Origin of the sequence: Sediminimonas sp. (genome assembly GCF_024637375.1) — a bacterium.
Lineage (GTDB): Bacteria > Pseudomonadota > Alphaproteobacteria > Rhodobacterales > Rhodobacteraceae > Sediminimonas.
Window position 1 is genome coordinate 18,186 of the sequence record NZ_JAGXFK010000053.1, and the last position, 18,374, is coordinate 36,559.

Here is an 18,374-nt window from a genome sequence, read left to right on the forward strand (position 1 = left end):
CCGGGCTCCCTACTGGAAATTGCTGTGCACGGCGTTGATGGCCGCCTGGTTCAGGCTTACCCCGGCGCGGGCGCGCGCCGCATCGGCGAAGGCGGAATAGAAATCCTGCGCCATGGCATCGCTTGCCTGTTGGAGCAGCCGCTCGCGCATTTGCGCGACGTCGGGCGCCGCCTGGTCGGGCGCGCGCACCGCGTCGAGCCGCACCGCCGCGACGCTGTCCTGCCCGCGCACGACGCGCGCCTCGCCGACTTCCATGTCGAACACGGCCGCGATCATGTCGTCGGGGGCGTCCTGGATGAAGCGGTTGCGGGTGATGCCGCGTTCGCGGGTCAGGGTGAGCCCGAGCGCCCCGGCATCGGCCCCGTCCGCCAGTTCGGGCAGCAGGCCGCGCGCCTGCTCGGCGAGCCGGTCGCGCGTCTCGCGGGCGCGCCAGCCCTCTTCGACCGCGGCGCGCACTTCGGCAAAGGGTTTGACGCGCGCCGGCACTTCTTCGTCGAGGCGCAACGCGAAGATGCCGCCGTCCTCCAGCATCATCACCTCGGGATAGTCCTCGGCCGTGACCGCGGCGGCGGCCTCGGCGAAGGCGGCGTAGGCCGCGACGCCCTCGTCGACGTTCTCGTTCCACACGATTTCGTCCACTTGCATGGCCGTCTCTCCGGGCAGTTCCTCAAGCCTGGCGCCTCCGGCCAGCAGGTTGTTGGCTTTTTCCATGCGGTTTTCGATCATGCGGCGCGCCCTGTCGCTGGCCAGCGCCGCGCGCAGTTCGGGGCGCGCTTCCTCGAAACTGGTTTCCTGCGCCGCGAGAACGCCGTTGATGCGAAACAGTGCCGGGCCGAGGTCGGTTTGCACGGGGCCGGCGACTTCGCCCGATGCCGCTTCGAAAACCGGCCCCGCGGCGCGGCCCAGGTCATCGCGGCTGACATCGCCGAGGTCGACATCGGCCAGATCCAGACCGCGCTCTTCGACCAGCGCCTCGAAGGTGGATGCACCGGCCTCAATGGCCGATTTCGCCGCCCGCGCCGCGTCCATGTCCGGAAATGCCAGCCGCTCGACCAGCCGCCGCTCGGGGCGGATATAGGTATCGGCGCGCGCCTCGTATTCGCGGCGCAGGTCCGCTTCGGGCAACTCGACCTCGTCGATCAGCATCTCGGGCGTCAGCAGCGCATAGGTGATACGCTTGGAAGGCGGAACGGTGAAATCGGGTTCGTTGGCCTTGTAATAGGCGCGCAACTGCGCCTCTGTCGGGGCGGGCAGGGGCGCGTCGAGGTCGCGCGGTCCAAGCAGGCCCCAGACGAAATCGCGCCGCTCGGCGGCATACCCGATCACGGTGTCGGTATAGGTGTCCGGCATCCGCGCGCCGCGCATCACCGCGCCCTGAAGCAGCGTGCGCGCGGTTTCAAGCCGCAGGCCGCGTTCGAACCCGGACTCGGTCATCCCGGCCTGTTCCAGCGCGAAGGTATAGGCGTCGCGGTCGAAATTGCCGTCGGGGCCCTGGAAGGCGCTGATATCGACGATCTGTTCGCGCAGGTTCTCGTCGCCCATGGAAATGCCCAGCCGGGTGGTCTCATCGTCCAGCGCGGCGGCCGCGACCAGCCGCGCCAGCACGGCTTGGTCGATGCCCAGTTCGCGCGCGCGCTGAAAGGTCAGCGCCTCGCCGGTCTGCGCCTCGAAGGCGCGGATTTCCTCTTGCAGGGCGCGGGCGTACCTGTCGATGTCGATCTCCTGCTCGCCGACCTCGCCGACCGAGCGCACGGTGCCCGACAGATTGGTGACGCCGAAGCCGCCAAGCCCGAGGATGAGCAGGCCCATCAGTATCCACACCAGGATCTTGGTAATGCCGCCGCTGCCGCCGGTTGCCATGTCGATGCCCTTTCGATGGGAAGTCGTTGCGCTTGTTCGCCTGCGTGTCTACGCGCTGCCGGATAGCTGGGCAAGGGGCAGCTCCAGCGCCGCGAGACGCTCGAAAAGCTGCGCGATCCCGTCGTTGTCGACATTGGCGAAGGCGATGCGTAGCTGCGCCTTCCCGTCCGCGTCACCGGCGGGCATGAACATGGTGCCGGGCAGGGCGAGGACGCCGGCCCGGCCCACCATGTCGCGCGCCAGCGCATCGGAAGGCGCCGCGAACGGGTGGCGCAGGTAGGCGAAATAGGCCCCCGCGCCCATTAGGCGCCAGCCGCGTGCTTCGAGCGCCGGCATGCCCGCCTCGATCGCCGCGCGCCGCGAGAGGATCTCGGCGCGCTCGCCGGCCAGCCACTGGCGCAGGGTACGCATGCCTTCCAGCGCTGCGATCTGGCCCAGTTGGTTGGGGCAAATGGTGACCGTGTCGAGGAATTTCTCGGCCTCGGCCAGGCGCGCGGCGCTGGCCACCATCGCCCCGACCCGGTGGCCGGTCAGCCGGTAGGCCTTGGAAAAGGAATAGAGATGAATCAGGGTCGCGTCCCAGTCGGGATCGGCGAACAGCGTGTGCGGAGCGCCGTCGCGGCTGTGGAAATCGCGGTAGGTCTCATCGACGATGAGCGCCAACCCGTGCGCGCGCGCCATATCGGCGAAGGCCCGGATCAGATCGGGCGGATATTCGACCCCGCCGGGGTTGTTGGGCGTGACCAGAACGATGGCCCGCGTGCGCGGCCCGATCAGGGTGGCGGCGCGCTCGGGGTCGGGCAGCAGGGTGGGCCCCGTCGGCAGCGGCACCGCGGTGGCGCCGGCCATGTCCAGCCACATCTTGTGGTTGAAATACCACGGCACCGGCAGGATCACCTCGTCGTTCGCGCCGCACAGCGTGGAGATGGCGGCGCAAAAGGCCTGGTTGCAGCCCGAGGTGATGGCGACCTGGCTTTCCGACACCTGACCGCCATAGGCCGTCGACCACTGCGCCGCCACCTCGGCGCGCAGTTCCGGCCGGCCGAGCACCGGGCCGTAAAGATGCGCCTGCGGGTCGGTCATCACCGCCTCGGCCATGGCGCGGCGCAGGGTCTCGGGCGGCGGGTCGACCGGCGCGGCCTGGCTGACGTTGATCAGCGGGCGCTCGGGCGGGAAACTGACGCCGTCGAGCCAACGGCGCGCCTCCATGACGGGCGGGCGGAACGTGGCCTGTGTCCTGGCGGTCGAGGTGTCGCTCACGTGGGGTTCTCCTTTCGGGCCGGGCAGGGGGCGCTGCCCCCTCTTGGCCTGCGGCCAATTCACCCCCGGAGTATTTCGTGAAAGGCGAAATGCCGGGGCTTGTCGCCGCTTGTGTCAGTCGCGGCCGCGATAGGGTTCGACATATTGCAGGGCCATGTCCCAGGGGAAGAATATCCAGGTGTCCTGGCTGACCTCGGTGATGAAGGTGTCGACCTGCGCGCGCCCCGCCGGCTTGGCGTAGACGGTGGCGAAATGGGCCTTCGGGTAGCGCGCGCGCACCAATTCCAGCGTTTTGCCGCTGTCGACAAGGTCGTCGACGATCAACACCCCCTCGCCGTCGCCGACCAGCGCCGCATCGGGCGCCTTGAGCACGTTCGCCTCGGCGCGGGTCTGGTGGTTGTAGGACTTGACCGCGATCGTGTCGACGATGCGGATGTCCAGCTCGCGCGCGACGATCATCGCCGGTGCCATGCCGCCGCGGGTGATCGCCACCACCACGCGCCAGCCGCCGTCGTCCTGGGGGGCGAATTCCTGCAGGCGCCAGGCCAGGGCGCGGCTGTCGCGGTGGATCTGGTCCCAGCTGATGTGAAACCCCTTTTCATGGGGCAGACGATCGGTCATGCGGGCCTCATGGCAATGGTGACGGGCGGCGGCGCGCGCTTAGCGCGTCGCGTCGATGTCGGGGGCGTCGACGGCTTTCATGCCCACGACGTGATAACCGGCGTCGACGTGCAGCGTCTCGCCGGTGGTGCCCGAGGCAAGATCGCTGAGCAGGTAAAGCGCCGATTTGCCCACGTCGTCGATGGTCACGTTGCGCCGCAGCGGCGAGTTCAGCTCGTTCCACTTCATGATGTAGCGGAAATCGCCGATGCCGCTGGCCGCCAGCGTCTTTATCGGGCCGGCGCTGAGGGCGTTGACGCGGATGCCGTCCTTGCCAAGGTCTTCGGCCAGGTACTTGACCGATGCCTCGAGCGCCGCCTTGGCGACGCCCATGACGTTGTAGTGCGGCATCACCTGTTCGGCGCCGTAATAGGTCAGCGTCAGCATCGAGCCGCCGTCGCCCATCAGTTTCTCGGCACGCCGCGCCACGGCGGTGAATGAATAGACGGAGATATCCATCGTGCTGGCGAAGTTCTCGCGACTGGTTTCGATGTAGCGGCCGCGCAGTTCGTTCTTGTCGGAATAGCCGATCGCGTGAACGATGAAGTCGAGCCCACCCCACGCCTCTTCGATGCCGGCGAAAGTCGCGTCGATCGACGCCGGGTCGCCCACGTCGCAGTCGAAAAGCAGCGTGGCGCCGAGCTGTTCGGCCAGGGGCGCCACGCGCTTGTGGAAGGGCGCCCCCATGTAGGTGAAGGCCAGTTCCGCCCCGGCATCCGCACAGGCTCGGGCAATCCCCCAGGCCAACGACTTGTCGTTGGCCAGCCCCATGATGAGCCCGCGCTTGCCGGCCATGAGTTCATTTGACATCGCGCTATCCCCGCCCAGTATTGTCCCTGCAATTCCTTTATGGGATCGGCACTGATCCATCAAGGGCGGCAACGCCGACGCCGCCGCGACAGCAGGGATAATATCGGGAATGAGCGACAGAACAGGCATCTTTGCGGGCGACGACCCGTTCGAGATCGCGCGGCAATGGCTGGCGGAAGCCGAGCACAGCGAGATCAACGACCCCAACGCCATCGCGCTGGCCACGGTGGACGAGGCCGGCATGCCCAATGCCCGGATGGTGCTGCTCAAGGAAATCGAGGCGGATGCCTTCGTGTTCTATACCAATTTCGAGAGCACCAAGGCGCGCGAGATCGACCAGGCCGGCAAGGCTGCCTTCGTGATGCACTGGAAATCGCTGCGCCGGCAAATCCGGGTGCGCGGCACCGTCACCCGCGAGGAAGGCCCCAAGGCCGATGAATACTACGCTTCGCGCTCGCTCAAGAGCCGGCTGGGCGCCTGGGCGTCGCGGCAGTCGCGGCCGCTGGAATCGCGTACCGCGCTGATGGCCGAGGTGGCCCGCGTCACCGCCCGCAAGGGGGCCAACCCAGACAGGCCATCCTTTTGGGGGGGTTACCGAATCGCGCCGGATGAGATCGAGTTCTGGGCAGACGGGGCGTTTCGGCTTCACGACAGGTTCGCCTGGCGGCGGGAGGGGCCCGGTTTCGCGTGGACGATCACCCGATTGAACCCGTGACATTCGCGTGACGCGAAATGTAAGCGCCCGAAAAGAAACCAAGATTTTCCTTGCATTGCGGCGACGCTTTAGACCATGACACGGCTACCCGGGGATGGGTATGCAATGATGGATGAGGAACTTTGACAGACGATGCGGACGAGAATCGCAGGGTATACGGTCAGGTAAAGTGGTTCGATCCCGGCAAGGGATTCGGGTTCGTGGTTGCGCAAGAAGGAGGGCCGGACATCCTGTTGCATGCGAATGTATTGCGCAATTTCGGACAAAGCTCGGTCGCCGACGGCGCCGGGATCGAGATCGTGGGGCAGGAAACGTCGCGCGGCATTCAGGCGATCGATGTGCTCGGGATCGACCCTCCCGACAGCGACGACACCGCGGTGCTGTCCGATTTCGAGGAGATCGACCCCGAAGTGATCCGCGCCGCGCCGCTGGAGCCGGCCCGCGTCAAGTGGTTCGACAAGGCCAAGGGCTTCGGGTTCGGCAACGTGTTCGGGCGCGGCGAGGATGTGTTCATTCATATTGAGGTGCTGCGCCGCTCGGGGCTGGCCGATCTGCAGCCCGGCGAGGCTGTCGGCCTGCGCACGATCGAGGGCAAGCGCGGGCGCATGGCCACCGAGGTGTGCGCCTGGGAAATGGCGCTGCGCGAAGGGCCCGAGGCGTGATGCGCGCCCTGGTGGCCCTGGCCCTGTGGGCGGGGCTTGCCGCGACCACCGTGGCCGGCGCGCCGGCCTGCCGCGAAGATCGGGTGGCGCTGCGCGGTGATTGGGGACGCGCCTTTTTCACCGTCGAGGTCGCCGAGACCCCGCAGGCCCGTTCACGCGGGCTGATGCACCGCGAAACCATGCCGCGCGGCAGCGGCATGCTGTTCGTCTATGACCGGCCCCAGCGGGTGGCGTTCTGGATGAAAAACACGCTCATTCCGCTCGACATGATCTTTGCCGATGCCACGGGTACCGTGCGCCGCGTCCACCACATGGCGCGCCCGCACGACGAGACGCCGATTCCCGGCCAGGGCCCGGTCAAGCTGGTGCTGGAGATCAACGGTGGGCTGGCGCGCGCCTTGGGCATCGCGCCGGGTGCGCAACTGCGCCATCCTGCCATCGACCAGGACCGCGCTGCCTGGCCGTGCTGAGAGGCGCGGTTTTTGACGGCGCCGTGCGCAATGCCCTTTTCAAATCCGCCGCGCCGGTTTAGGTATCGCTCCGGTTCGGGGCGTGGCGCAGTCTGGTAGCGCACCTGTTTTGGGTACAGGGGGTCGTGAGTTCGAATCTCGCCGCCCCGACCACCGTCGCCATGGGTCATCGCGACTCGGGCGCGATCGGCCGGTTGGCGGCTCGGCAGCGGCTGTCACGACACATTCCCACCAGATATTGTGGCACAATTGCAAGGCTGCCCCATGGGTATGTCGTTAACTCTTATTTCCGTTCTGCGGATGCCATGCACGGCGCGACCTGAGGCACGGCATCAGTGCCACCCGGTAAGCGCCGCGAAAAACAGGCTTTTCGGCCCGTGCGGTGGTGTCCGCGAGGTGGCGGTCGGTCACATCGCCGGTGGCGCGGTGAATCAGCCGCGGTGTCGCGAAATCGCGTCAACAAAAATTGCTTTCAAAAAGATGAAAAAATCCGTTGTTCGCGGGCCGGGTTTGGGCCAGATTATGTAGGCCAGCGGAAATCGCCACTAAATGTAGTATGCGGTTGCTGGTTCGGGGAAAACAGACAATCCAAGCCGACCGGCTGCGACCGGTCGTTCGTGCCCTGTATGCAGGGCACGGGCCGGGCGAGCGATGTCTGCACCCCGACAACAGGCCAGGCGGCGTCAAGCCGCGCGAATTTGAAAACGCTGATCAATACGGGGCGCAGTGACATGAAAATCGAAAGACAATTCACCACGGCAGGGCAGGACGCATACGCGGCGCTGGAATTCACCACCACCGCGTCGGAAATTCGCAACCCCGACGGCTCTGTGGTGTTCCGGCTCGACAATGTCGAGGTGCCCCGCGGCTGGAGCCAGGTGGCCTCGGACGTGATCGCGCAGAAGTATTTCCGTAAGGCGGGCGTCCCGGCGCGGCTCAAGCGGGTCCGCGAAAAGGGCGTGCCGTCGTTCCTGTGGCGCTCGGTCGCGGACGAGGCGGCACTGGCCGACCTGCCCGAGGCCGAACGCCGCATCGGCGAGACCAGCGCCAGGCACGTCTTCGACCGCCTGGCCGGCGCCTGGGCCTACTGGGGCTGGAAGGGCGGCTATTTCACCACCGAAGAGGACGCGCGCGCCTATTATGACGAGATGCGCTATATCCTGGCGGCGCAAATGGGCGCGCCCAACTCCCCGCAATGGTTCAACACCGGGCTGCACTGGGCCTACGGCATCGACGGGCCGGGGCAGGGGCACTATTATGTCGACTACAAGACCGGCAAGCTGACCCGCTCGACCAGCGCCTACGAGCACCCGCAACCGCACGCCTGTTTTATCCAGTCGGTCAAGGACGACCTGGTCAGCGATGGCGGCATCATGGATCTGTGGGTCCGCGAGGCGCGGCTGTTCAAGTACGGCTCGGGCACCGGCACCAACTTTTCAAGCCTGCGCGGCGAGGGTGAGCCGCTTTCGGGCGGCGGCAAGTCGTCCGGCCTGATGGGCTTTCTCAAGATCGGCGACCGGGCGGCGGGCGCCATCAAGTCGGGCGGCACCACGCGTCGCGCCGCCAAGATGGTGATTGCCGATGTCGATCACCCCGATATCGAGGAATTCATCAACTGGAAGGTGATCGAGGAGCAGAAGGTCGCCAGCATCGTCGCCGGCTCCAAGATGCACGAGGCGCGGCTCAACGACATCTTCGCCGCGATCCGCGCCTGGGACGGCAGCGCCGAGGATGCGGTCGACCCCAAGGCCAACGCCGCGCTCAAGGCGGCGATCCGTGCCGCAAAGCAGGTGCAGATTCCCGAAACCTACGTCAAGCGGGTGCTTGACTATGCGCGTCAGGGCTATGCCAGCATCGAGTTTCCCACCTATGACACCGATTGGGATTCCGAGGCCTATGCCAGCGTATCGGGCCAGAATTCCAACAACTCGATCCGGGTCACCGACGCCTTTCTCAAGGCGGTCGCGGACGACAGCAACTGGGAACTGATCCGGCGCACCGACGGCTCGGTCGCCAGGACCGTTCGCGCTCGCGATCTGTGGGAAGATATCGGCCACGCCGCCTGGGCTTGCGCCGATCCGGGCATCCAGTATCACGACACCGTCAACGCCTGGCACACCTGCCCCGAAGATGGCGCGATCCGCGGCTCGAACCCGTGCTCGGAATACATGTTCCTCGATGACACGGCCTGCAACCTGGCATCGATGAACCTGCTCAAGTTCTACCATAACGGGGAATTCGACGCCGAAAGCTACATGCACGCCACCCGGCTGTGGACGCTGACGCTGGAAATCAGCGTCACCATGGCGCAGTTCCCGTCGAAGGAAATCGCGCGGCTTTCCTATGAATTCCGCACGCTGGGCCTGGGCTATGCCAATATCGGCGGGCTGCTGATGAACATGGGGCTGGGGTATGACTCGCCCGAGGGCCGCGCCATGGCCGGCGCGCTGACCGCGATCATGACCGGCGTATCTTATGCCACCAGCGCCGAAATGGCGGGCGAGTTGGGCGCGTTCGCGGGGTACGAACGCAACGCCGCCCATATGCTGCGGGTGATCCGCAACCACCGCACCGCCGCCTATGGCGCGAACGACGGGTACGAGGATCTGGCGGTCAAGCCTGTTGCACTGGACCATGGCAATTGCCCCGATGCGCGGCTGGTCGAACTGGCCAAGTCGAGCTGGGACGAAGCGCTGCGCCTGGGCGAGAGCAACGGCTATCGCAACGCGCAGGTATCGGTGATCGCGCCCACGGGCACGATCGGGCTGGTGATGGATTGCGACACCACCGGCATCGAGCCCGATTTCGCGCTGGTGAAGTTCAAGAAACTGGCCGGCGGCGGCTATTTCAAGATCATCAACCAGTCGGTGCCCGCGGCACTGGAAAAGCTGGGCTACGGCCCGGCGCAGATCGAGGAGATCGTGGCCTATGCCGTGGGTCACGGCAGCATCGGTAACGCACCAGGCATCAACACCAATTCGTTGATCGCCAAGGGCTTCGGCCCGGGCGAGATCGAGAAGGTCGAGGCCGCGCTCGGCAGTGCCTTCGATATCCGTTTCGTGTTCAACCAGTGGACGCTGGGCGCCGAGTTCTGCACCAACGTGCTGGGCATCCCGGCCGAGCGGCTGAACGATCCGACCTTCGACATGCTCACCTATCTGGGCTACTCGAAGGCCGATATTGAGGCGACCAACGACCATGTCTGCGGGACCATGACGCTGGAAGGGGCGCCGCATCTGAGCCCCTCGCATTACCACATCTTCGATTGCGCCAACCCATGCGGCAAGCGGGGCAAGCGGTTCCTCAGCGTCGACAGCCACATCTACATGATGGCGGCGGCGCAGAGCTTCATCTCGGGGGCGATTTCCAAGACCATCAACATGCCCAACGATGCCACCATCGAGGACTGCCAGCGCGCCTATGAACTCAGTTGGTCGCTGGGGGTGAAGGCCAACGCGCTTTACCGCGACGGCTCGAAACTCAGCCAGCCGCTCGCTTCGGCGCTGGTCGAGGACGACGACGAGGCGGCCGAGGTGCTGGAAACCGGCAGCCAGCACGACAAGGCCGCCATGCTGGCCGAGAAGATCGTCGAGAAAGTGGTGGTGCGCGAAGTGGCCCGCGGGCGCGAAAAGCTGCCCGAGCGGCGCAAGGGCTACACCCAGAAGGCGGTGATCGGCGGGCACAAGGTATACTTGCGCACCGGCGAGTACGAGGATGGCAACATCGGCGAGATCTTTATCGACATGCACAAGGAAGGTGCGGGTTTCCGCGCCATGATGAACAACTTCGCCATCGCGGTATCGGTGGGCCTGCAATACGGCGTGCCGCTGGAAGAGTTCGTGGATGCCTTCACCTTCACCAAGTTCGAGCCCGCGGGCCTGGTGCAGGGCAACGACAGCATCAAGAACGCCACCTCGATCCTCGACTACATCTTCCGCGAACTCGCGGTCAGCTACCTCGACCGCACCGACCTGGCGCATGTCAAACCCGTGGGCGCCAGCTTTGACGACATCGGTCACGGCGAGGAGGAGGGCGTCGGCAACGTGTCGGAGTTGAGCGATACTGCCGCCAGCCGGTCGCTGGAGGTGCTCAAGCAGATCAGTTCCACCGGCTATCTGCGCAAGCGGCTGCCGCACGAGTTGATGGTGCTCAACGGCGGGCAGGCCGATGCGGCGACGCTGTCGGCCACCGGCGAGACGGTTCAGACGTTCGACCGTGTCACCGCCGGCGGCGCCGAGTTGCGCACCGTTGCGACACGGTCGGTTTCGGCCGCGGCGGTCACCGCGGGGAGCACCGGCATCGACCCCCGCAGCAAGGCCCGCATGCAGGGCTACGAGGGCGAGGCCTGCGGCGAATGCGGCAACTACACGCTGGTGCGCAACGGCACCTGCATGAAGTGCAACACCTGCGGCGGCACGAGCGGGTGCAGTTGAGGAAATTGAGGGTTGGGGACCGGTGTTGCAGCACCGGTCCCCGGCTCTTCCCTCGCCTGATCAGTGCGGGCGAAGGAATAACCAAATCGGCCAAAGGTCGATTGAGTGAAGCCAAACAGAAGCGGATTTGGAGATCAATAACGCACTGAGTTACGCACAGATCTGACCCCAACATATTCGGGAAATCTGTGGATAAACTGGAGCACAATAGCAATGACCAAGAAAGAGAACTATTGGACCTCCCCTCGCGCAGATGGGCGATGGGCTTCGCAAAGAGAGGGTAGTCAGAGACCGTCTCGGGTTTTCGATACCCAGAGAGAATCTTGGGAGTATTCGCAAGACAGGGCTCGCGATACCGGCGGCGAAGCCATTCTTCAGGGACGAGGCGGGCAAATTAGAGAGCGTAACACCTACGGCAGAGATCCATTTCCTCCGAAGGGTTAGGCCAAACCGGGTGTGACGCTCGAAGACAGGGCCGGGGCGGGTGCGCTCGCCCCGGGCCGATCGGGAAACAGGCGAGACGGCGAGCGGTCAACGATGCGCCCGATCGGCCAGACTGGGGGCGCCTGCGGGCGCCCCTTTTCTTGTCCGGTGCCTTGCCGCCGCGCGCGGCGAGGCGTTAGGCTGTCTGATCGGGGCAGGGCACATCCGGGGAGGAGACGCGATGATGCGCGCGATCACCAGGCGGGGGTTTGTCGGCGCGGCGGCGGCCGCGTCGCTTTGCGGCGCCCCGGCCGCGATCGCGGCGGGGGACGCGCCGTTCCGCCTCGGGCTGACGCCGGTGTTCCTCGACAACGATGCCGCCGTCATCGCGCAGCTTCGCAACACGTTCCACGCGGCCATGGACCAGCCGATCGAGTTGCTCCAGAGGCGCACCTACGAAGAAGTCACCGGCCTGCTTCTCGAAGGCGCGATCGACGCCGCCTGGCTGTGCGGGTATCCGTTCCTGCAACATCGCAAGGCGCTGTCGCTGATCGGGGTGCCGGTCTGGAACGGCCGGCCGCTCTACCGGTCGTACCTGATCGCCGCGCCGGGCGATCCGGCGACCGGGCTGGCAGACCTCGAAGGCGGCCTTCACGCCTTTTCCGATCCCGATAGCAATTCGGGCTGGCTGGTGACGGCGTCGAACCTGGCCCGGATGGGGCGGACGCCGGACGATTTCTTTGCCCGGTCCATCTTTACCTACGGCCACCGCAACGTGGTGCGCGCGGTGGCCAGCGGCCTGACCCGTTCGGGCAGCGTAGATGGCTATGTCTGGGACGTGCTGTCAGAGGTGGACCCGGGGCTTGCCGGGCGCACCCGCGTCGTTTCACGATCCGAATGGTTGGGGTTTCCGCCGTTCGTGGCGCGCGCAGACCGGGTCGCGGCCCCCGCGGTGGCCCGGTTCGCGCAGGCGCTGTCGAGTATGGAGACAACGCCGGAGGGCCGCGCGGCGCTGCGCACCCTGCACCTCGACGGGGTCGCACCGGGCGAGGTGTCGCTGTTCGACGGCATCGCGGCCCGGATGCGCGACGTGAGCCGCCTGTGATGATCCGCGCCTTCGCCAGGCTGCCGATTTCGGTGCGGGTCCCGATCATGTCGGCGGCGCTGATGGTGCTGGTCGGTTTGATCGCGTCGCATCAGGTTCTCACCGCGCTCACGCGCGCGCAGGAGGCGCGGCTGGAAGAGCTGATGCGCCTGCACGTCGACGGCCTGTCGGTCGCGCTCGGCCCGTCGGTATTGCGCGAAGACGTCTGGGAAGTCTACGACACGCTGGACCGGGCGCGGCAGGCCGGCGCCGATCAGCGCATGATCCTGACGGTGGTTTCAGACAGCGACGGTCAGGTCATCGCGGCGACCGATCCGCGCCGCGCCCCGGTGGGCAGCGAATTGTCGGACCTGACCGATCTGGACACCGTGCCGAAGCTTGACGAGATCGCGTTGACTTCGGCCGACGGGCACGTTCGCGTTCTGGCGCCGCTGGTCTATCAGGGGCGCGGCGTCGGGCGCATCCTGACCGAGATGGATGTATCCGATCTCGCCGCCGAGCGCCGCCGCGCCACGCTGGCGCTGATCGTCTTCAACACGGTGGCCACCGGGGGGCTGGCGCTGATCGGGCTTGTCGTGACGCGGCGGATGCTCAGGCCGATATCGGTTCTCGCCGGTCGCATGGCGGCCGGTGCCGGACGGCCCGAGCCGATACCGCCGCAGGAGGTGCCGTCGGGCGATTCAGAGGTCGCGCGCCTCTTTCGCACCTACAACGACATGGTAGATGCCATTGCGGCGAAATCCGATACCGAGCGGCGCCTGGCCGAGCGCGAACGCCTCGTCAGCCTGGGCCGTCTCAGTTCGTCGCTCGCGCACGAGATCAACAACCCGCTCGGTGGCCTGTTGAATGCCGCGGACACGATCGAGACATATGCCGAACGCCCCGATACCGTTCGCAAGTCTGCGGGGATACTGGTGCGGGGGCTCAGGCATCTGCGCGATGTCAGCGCCGCGGCGCTGGACCACAACCGGGTCGACCGGCGCGGCGAGGCATTGAAACCCGAAGACCTTGAAGACCTGCGCATGCTCGTCGCGCCGGAGGCGCAGCGGCAGCGGCAAAGCCTGGGCTGGATGATCGACGCCTCGGCGGACGATCTTGCCCCGCATCCTGCCGGCCCGGTGCGCCAGATTGCGCTGAACCTTGTGCTCAACGCGCTGAATGCGGCGGGACCGAGCGGCACCGTATCGTTGCGCGTCGACGGCTTGGAAGATGGCTTGCAACTTGTCGTCACCGACGGCGGGCCCGGCCTTTCGGAGGCGGCGCTGCGGCGGCTTTTCAGCTCGGCACCCACCGAGCCGGGCGGCGGTGTGGGGCTGCGCGTGGTGCGCGACCTGGTCTCGTCCCTGGGGGGCCGCATCGCGCATGACCGCCACGAGGGGCGCACCGTGATCACCGTGACCCTGCCGGGCAAACGGGCGCGCGAGGTGGCGTGATGTTCCGGGGCGCACGCATCGTGCTGGTCGAGGATGACCACATCATGGGCGAGTCGATCACCCAACGGCTGGAGTTGGAAGGCGCCGAGGTGACCTGGGTCAAGCAGGCCGTGCGCGCCATTCACGCGATCCGCTCGCCGCGCGCCCGGGTTCATGCGGTCGTCTGCGACATTCGCCTGCCCGACGGAACCGGCGAGGAAATCTTCACCACCCTGTGCCAGACGATGACGCCGCCGCCCTTTCTTTTCATCACCGGGCACGGCGGGATCGACCAGGCGGTGCGCCTGATGCAGGCCGGGGCGGCGGACTACGTGACCAAACCCTTCGAGATGGGCGCGTTCCTCGATCGTTTGCGCCGGTTGGTAGATTCGCGGGACGACGAGGGACAGGCAACGCCGTTCGGCACGTCCGCCGCGGCGATGAAGCTCGATGCGCAGGCGGCCCAGGCCGCGCGGTCGTCGCTTCCCGTGCTCGTTCGTGGCGCCCCGGGTACCGGAAAGACCCGTGTCGCGCGGCGCGTGCACATGCTGTCCGACCGCAGCGCCGCCCCGGTGATCGAAGTCGATCTGGCCCGGGACCCGAGTGCGCGCGAAACGCTGTTCGGAGCCGATGGCGCATTGACCCGGGTCGGCGAGGGCACCGTTGTACTGATCGCGGTCGAGCGCCTGGATCCGGCCGAGCAGGACGCGCTCACGGCCCGGCTTGACGCGGGATTTGCCGGCCGGATCGTTTCGACCATGGGGCCGGGGACCGGGCACCAGGCGGCGGGGCGGGCGTTTCGCCGGGATCTGCTATCGCGGTTGGCCGGGGTCGAGATTCCGGTGCCGCCGCTGCGGGAGCGCCCCGAAGATGCGGTATGGCTTCTGGGCGAGATGTTCAGACGCTTCGCAGGCAGGTGGTCGACGAGACCCCTGAAAGGGCTCTCGAGCCTCGCAGAGGACGCGGCCCGCGCCCATGACTGGCCCGACAACGGCCGCGAGGTGCGCAGCCGTCTCGTTGGCGCGCTCCAGCTTGCGGAAGGAGAGTGGATTCAGCCCGCGGACCTGTTCCCCGAGCAGCAGGCCGCGGGACGGTTTCCCACGCTCGCGGAAGCCCGCGAGGCCACGGAACGGCGCCAGATCATCGCCGCGCTCGACCTCGCGGGTGGGCATGTGACCGAGGCGGCGAAGCTATTGCGGGTGTCGCGAACGACGCTGTGGGAAAAGATGCACAAGCTCGGGCTTTAGCATCAAGGGCATGTTCGGATTTCCGAACAGGGATTTAAAACCCTGCGATAACAATATGTTATGACATCTGCGCAGCATGTGAAAAACGCCGACTCCGCCCGCGCGCCCTTGTTACCCTGAACAGGTTAAGCAAGGGAGGACCCAAGCCGATGAAATGTAACAAGCTAGTCGATGCCGGTCGTCGTCAGTTCCTGCGCGGGGGGCTCATGGCCTCGGCCGGGGCGGCGGCGGCAACGGTCGCGGGAACCAGCGAGGCCGAGGCGAAGCCGGCGCTCGCGCGCGTGGATTACCCGGCGAACCGCCTCGCCAACATGGCCGATCTGGCGGTGAACGAACCGATGGATGTGGCCTATCCCGATGCCGACAGCCCGGGCGTCCTGCTGAAGCTGGGCGAGGCGGTCGAGGGCGGTGCCGGCCCCGATGGCGATATCGTCGCCTTTTCGGTGCTGTGCCCGCACAAGGGGTGGTTCCTGAACTACAACGCCGACGACCGCACGCTCAATTGCCCCGGACACTATTCGCGCTTCGACGCCGAGGCCGGCGGCCAGCAGGTCTGGGGTCACGCCACCCACAACCTGCCGCAATTCGTGCTGCGCGTGGACGATTCCGGCGACATTTATGCCGAAGGCGTGGACGAGCTGATCTACGGCCGCCTGTCCAACACGCTCTGAGGGAGGAACAAGACCAATGGCTTACAAAAGACAGATCGACCGTCTGCCGATCATTCCCGCAGACGCCAAGGAACACAATGCCGTGTGCCACTACTGCATCGTCGGCTGCGGCTACAAGGCCTACACTTGGCCGATGAACAAGCAGGGCGGAACGGCCCCGAACCAGAACAAGTTCGGCACGGACCTTTCCGAACAGCAGTTCCAGGACACCGAAGCCTGGTATTCGCCGTCAATGTACAACATCGTCAAGCAGGACGGGAAGGATGTTCAACTGGTCGTCAAGCCCGACGTGAATTGCGTGGTCAACTCGGGCCTCGGCTCGGTGCGCGGCGCACGGATGGCCGAAAACCACCCCTCCACCGTCACCGGCACCCAACAGCAACGGCTGACCGATCCGCTGGTGTGGCGCTATGGCAGCTACCAGCCAACCAGTTGGGAGGACGCCTTCGACCTGGTTGGTCAGGTGACTGCCCGCATCGTCGCCGACGAGGGCGAGGACGAGTTGCTGGTGTCGATGTTCGACCATGGCGGCTCGGGCGGCGGGTATGAGAATACCTGGGGCACCGGCAAGCTCTATTTCGAGTCGATGAAGGTCAAGAACGTCCGCATCCACAACCGCCCGGCCTACAATTCCGAGGTGCACGCCACCCGCGACATGGGCGTGGGCGAATTGAACAACGCCTACGAGGATGCCGAACTGGCCGACACCCTGGTCGCCTGGGGCTGCAACCCGCTGGAATGCCAGACCAACTACTTCCTCAACCACTGGATCTCGAACTTGCAGGGTGTCAGCAGCACCAAGAAGCAAGACATGCTGCCCGGCGAGGCGCACCCGCAGGCGCGGGTCATCTTCGTCGATCCGCGGCGCACCGTGTCGGTCAACGCCGCCGAACAGGCCGCCGGGGCCGACAATGTTCTGCACCTGCCGATCAATTCGGGCACCGACCTGGCGCTGGCCAACGCGATCTTTACCTACATCGTCGATCAGGGCTGGCATTCGATGGACTTCATCGAGGCAAGCACCCTGCGCGAGGCGCAGGACCGTCCGCCGCTGTTTCCCGCGCGCGGCGTGGCCGACGGCCAGCCGGGGCACCTGTCGAGCTTCGAGGATGCCGTGGATGCCAACAGGATGTCGATCGAGGAAGCCGCCGATATCTGCGGTGTGCCGGCCGAAGACATCCGCAAGGCGGCCGAGTGGATCGCGCAACCCAAGGAAGACGGGGCGCGCAAGCGCACGATGATCGGCTACGAGAAAGGCATCATCTGGGGCAACGACAACTACCGCACCAACGGCGCGCTGGTGAACATCGCGCTTGCCACGCACAATATCGGTCAGCCGGGCGGTGGCTGTGTGCGCATGGGCGGCCACCAGGAGGGCTATTTCCGCCCGCCCGAGGGCCATGTCGGGCGCCCCGCGGCCTATGTTGACCAGTTGCTGATCGGCGGCAAGGGCGGCGTCCACCACATCTGGGCCTGCAACCACTACCGCACGACGCTGAACGCCACCGAGTACAAGCGCGCCTACAACCGCCGCACCAATATGGTGAAGGAAGCGATGGATGCTGTCGCCGGCGGCGACCGCGAGGCGCTGATCGAGGCGATCGTGGTCGCAGTCAAGCAGGGCGGCCTGTTCGCGGTCAACATGGACATCGTCCAAAACGAGATGGGCAAGCAGGCGCATGTGGTGCTGCCCGCCGCGCAGCAGGGCGAGATGAACCTCACCTCGATGAACGGCGAGCGGCGGATGCGCCTGGCGGAGAAATACATGGACCCGCCGGGTAACGCCAAGCCCGACTGCCTGATCGCGGCCGGCATCGCGCAGGCGATGGAAAGGGCGCTGCGCGATCTGGGGCTCGACACCTATGCCGAGCAGTTCAAGGGGTACGACTGGCAAACCGAGGCCGATGCCTTTGCCGATGGCTATGGCAGCGCCAACCCCGAGGTCACCTATGACCGGCTGCGCAAGCTGGGCACCAACGGCTTCCAGGAGCCGCCGCAGGGCGTGGAAGGCGATACCATCGTCGGCACGCCGCGGCTTTATGCCGATGGGGTGTTCTCGTCCGACGACGGCCGCGCGCGCTTCATGGCCGGGCCGTGGCGCGGCCAGGTGACGCCGGGCAAGGCGGTGGAGATGGATCGCTATCCGTTCTTCATCAACAACGGCCGGTCGAACCTGAACTGGCAGAACTGGTTCCTCGATCAGGACAACGACTTCGTCCTCGATCGCTGGCCCTACCCGTTCATCGAGATGAATCCCGAGGACATGGCCGAACGCGGCATCACCGCCGGCGATCTTGTCGAGGTGTTCAACTCGAACGGCGCCGCCCAGGCGATGGCCTATCCCACCGACACGGCCAAGCGTGGCCAGACCTTCATGCTGTTCGGCAGCCCGCGCGGCACGCAGGGCAATGTCGTCAACGAGGGCGTGAACGAGCTGGTGATCCCGGTCTACAAACAGACCTGGGCGGATATCCGCAAGATCAGCGACACCCCGATGGTGGCGCAGGGCATCTCCTTCAAGTCGAAGGAATTCAAGCTCTGATCGCGCCAACATGATCTCTGCCCCCCGCCCCCGCGAGCCCGGGGGCGGGGTTATTGCGTGGCGGTCGCCAAACAGACAGCGGCTGGCAGCCGCGCTTCATGCCA

General features: G+C 66.2%; 14 protein-coding genes and 1 tRNA gene. 11 read left to right on the plus strand and 4 right to left on the minus strand.

The features are described from left to right. Window positions 1-9 precede the first annotated feature (9 nt). The 4 genes from Q0L89_RS08815 to fabI form a co-directional block, all read right to left on the minus strand. The gene (locus tag Q0L89_RS08815; RefSeq protein ID WP_296763938.1) at window positions 10-1,860 is read right to left on the minus strand and encodes a peptidylprolyl isomerase; all 1,851 of its coding nucleotides are present in this window, start codon (window positions 1,858-1,860) and stop codon (window positions 10-12) included. Between the two features lie 48 nt (window positions 1,861-1,908). Continuing rightward, entirely contained in the window at window positions 1,909-3,120 is a 1,212-nt protein-coding gene (locus tag Q0L89_RS08820; protein WP_296763940.1) for an aminotransferase, read from the minus strand. 114 nt (window positions 3,121-3,234) lie between these two features. Beyond that, the gene (gpt, locus tag Q0L89_RS08825; protein WP_296763943.1) at window positions 3,235-3,741 is read right to left on the minus strand and encodes a xanthine phosphoribosyltransferase; all 507 of its coding nucleotides are present in this window, start codon (window positions 3,739-3,741) and stop codon (window positions 3,235-3,237) included. Window positions 3,742-3,780: 39 nt separating this feature from the next. Continuing rightward, complete coding sequence (gene fabI, locus Q0L89_RS08830; protein WP_296763945.1) at window positions 3,781-4,590, minus strand: enoyl-ACP reductase FabI; 810 nt, start codon at window positions 4,588-4,590, stop codon at window positions 3,781-3,783. Window positions 4,591-4,699: 109 nt separating this feature from the next. Here fabI and pdxH point away from each other — a divergent pair, with 109 nt between their 5' ends. The 11 genes from pdxH (at window position 4,700) to Q0L89_RS08885 (ending at window position 18,270) form a co-directional block, all read left to right on the plus strand. Next, window positions 4,700-5,305, plus strand: coding sequence for a pyridoxamine 5'-phosphate oxidase (pdxH, locus tag Q0L89_RS08835; RefSeq protein ID WP_296763948.1), 606 nt, complete (start codon window positions 4,700-4,702; stop codon window positions 5,303-5,305). A gap of 122 nt (window positions 5,306-5,427) precedes the next feature. Continuing rightward, complete coding sequence (locus Q0L89_RS08840; RefSeq protein WP_296763950.1) at window positions 5,428-5,967, plus strand: cold-shock protein; 540 nt, start codon at window positions 5,428-5,430, stop codon at window positions 5,965-5,967. Continuing rightward, window positions 5,967-6,437, plus strand: coding sequence for a DUF192 domain-containing protein (locus tag Q0L89_RS08845; protein ID WP_296764044.1), 471 nt, complete (start codon window positions 5,967-5,969; stop codon window positions 6,435-6,437). The genes Q0L89_RS08840 and Q0L89_RS08845 overlap by 1 nt, the downstream gene beginning before the upstream one ends. Window positions 6,438-6,513: 76 nt before the next feature. Beyond that, window positions 6,514-6,590: transfer RNA gene (locus Q0L89_RS08850), tRNA-Pro, on the plus strand. Between the two features lie 578 nt (window positions 6,591-7,168). After that, entirely contained in the window at window positions 7,169-10,870 is a 3,702-nt protein-coding gene (locus Q0L89_RS08855; RefSeq protein ID WP_296763953.1) for a vitamin B12-dependent ribonucleotide reductase, read from the plus strand. Between the two features lie 213 nt (window positions 10,871-11,083). Next, the gene (locus Q0L89_RS08860; protein WP_296763955.1) at window positions 11,084-11,314 is read left to right on the plus strand and encodes a DUF2188 domain-containing protein; all 231 of its coding nucleotides are present in this window, start codon (window positions 11,084-11,086) and stop codon (window positions 11,312-11,314) included. Window positions 11,315-11,537: 223 nt separating this feature from the next. Beyond that, window positions 11,538-12,398, plus strand: a complete 861-nt coding sequence (locus tag Q0L89_RS08865) for a PhnD/SsuA/transferrin family substrate-binding protein (protein WP_296763958.1) — start codon at window positions 11,538-11,540, stop codon at window positions 12,396-12,398. Beyond that, window positions 12,398-13,831: a HAMP domain-containing sensor histidine kinase gene (locus tag Q0L89_RS08870; RefSeq protein WP_296763960.1), complete on the plus strand. Its 1,434-nt coding sequence runs from the start codon at window positions 12,398-12,400 to the stop codon at window positions 13,829-13,831. The genes Q0L89_RS08865 and Q0L89_RS08870 overlap by 1 nt, the downstream gene beginning before the upstream one ends. Further along, window positions 13,831-15,057, plus strand: a complete 1,227-nt coding sequence (locus tag Q0L89_RS08875; RefSeq protein ID WP_296763963.1) for a response regulator — start codon at window positions 13,831-13,833, stop codon at window positions 15,055-15,057. The genes Q0L89_RS08870 and Q0L89_RS08875 overlap by 1 nt, the downstream gene beginning before the upstream one ends. Before the next feature lie 149 nt (window positions 15,058-15,206). Continuing rightward, window positions 15,207-15,728: an arsenate reductase (azurin) small subunit gene (locus tag Q0L89_RS08880; RefSeq protein ID WP_296763965.1), complete on the plus strand. Its 522-nt coding sequence runs from the start codon at window positions 15,207-15,209 to the stop codon at window positions 15,726-15,728. A 16-nt stretch (window positions 15,729-15,744) separates the two neighbouring features. Continuing rightward, window positions 15,745-18,270, plus strand: a complete 2,526-nt coding sequence (locus Q0L89_RS08885; RefSeq protein ID WP_296763967.1) for an arsenate reductase (azurin) large subunit — start codon at window positions 15,745-15,747, stop codon at window positions 18,268-18,270. The last annotated feature ends 104 nt before the right edge of the window (window positions 18,271-18,374 follow it).

Bases quoted from the DNA above. Each gene is read 5' to 3' on its own strand.
- pdxH (WP_296763948.1), top strand. From the start codon at position 4,700: ATGAGCGACAGAACAGGCATCTTTGCGGGCGACGACCCGTTCGAGATC.
- Q0L89_RS08860 (WP_296763955.1), top strand. From the start codon at position 11,084: ATGACCAAGAAAGAGAACTATTGGACCTCCCCTCGCGCAGATGGGCGA.
- Q0L89_RS08880 (WP_296763965.1), top strand. From the start codon at position 15,207: ATGAAATGTAACAAGCTAGTCGATGCCGGTCGTCGTCAGTTCCTGCGC.
- gpt (WP_296763943.1), bottom strand. From the start codon at position 3,741: ATGACCGATCGTCTGCCCCATGAAAAGGGGTTTCACATCAGCTGGGAC.
- Q0L89_RS08865 (WP_296763958.1), top strand. From the start codon at position 11,538: ATGCGCGCGATCACCAGGCGGGGGTTTGTCGGCGCGGCGGCGGCCGCG.
- Q0L89_RS08875 (WP_296763963.1), top strand. From the start codon at position 13,831: ATGTTCCGGGGCGCACGCATCGTGCTGGTCGAGGATGACCACATCATG.
- Q0L89_RS08870 (WP_296763960.1), top strand. From the start codon at position 12,398: ATGATCCGCGCCTTCGCCAGGCTGCCGATTTCGGTGCGGGTCCCGATC.
- Q0L89_RS08885 (WP_296763967.1), top strand. From the start codon at position 15,745: ATGGCTTACAAAAGACAGATCGACCGTCTGCCGATCATTCCCGCAGAC.
- Q0L89_RS08855 (WP_296763953.1), top strand. From the start codon at position 7,169: ATGAAAATCGAAAGACAATTCACCACGGCAGGGCAGGACGCATACGCG.
- fabI (WP_296763945.1), bottom strand. From the start codon at position 4,590: ATGTCAAATGAACTCATGGCCGGCAAGCGCGGGCTCATCATGGGGCTG.
- Q0L89_RS08815 (WP_296763938.1), bottom strand. From the start codon at position 1,860: ATGGCAACCGGCGGCAGCGGCGGCATTACCAAGATCCTGGTGTGGATA.
- Q0L89_RS08845 (WP_296764044.1), top strand. From the start codon at position 5,967: ATGCGCGCCCTGGTGGCCCTGGCCCTGTGGGCGGGGCTTGCCGCGACC.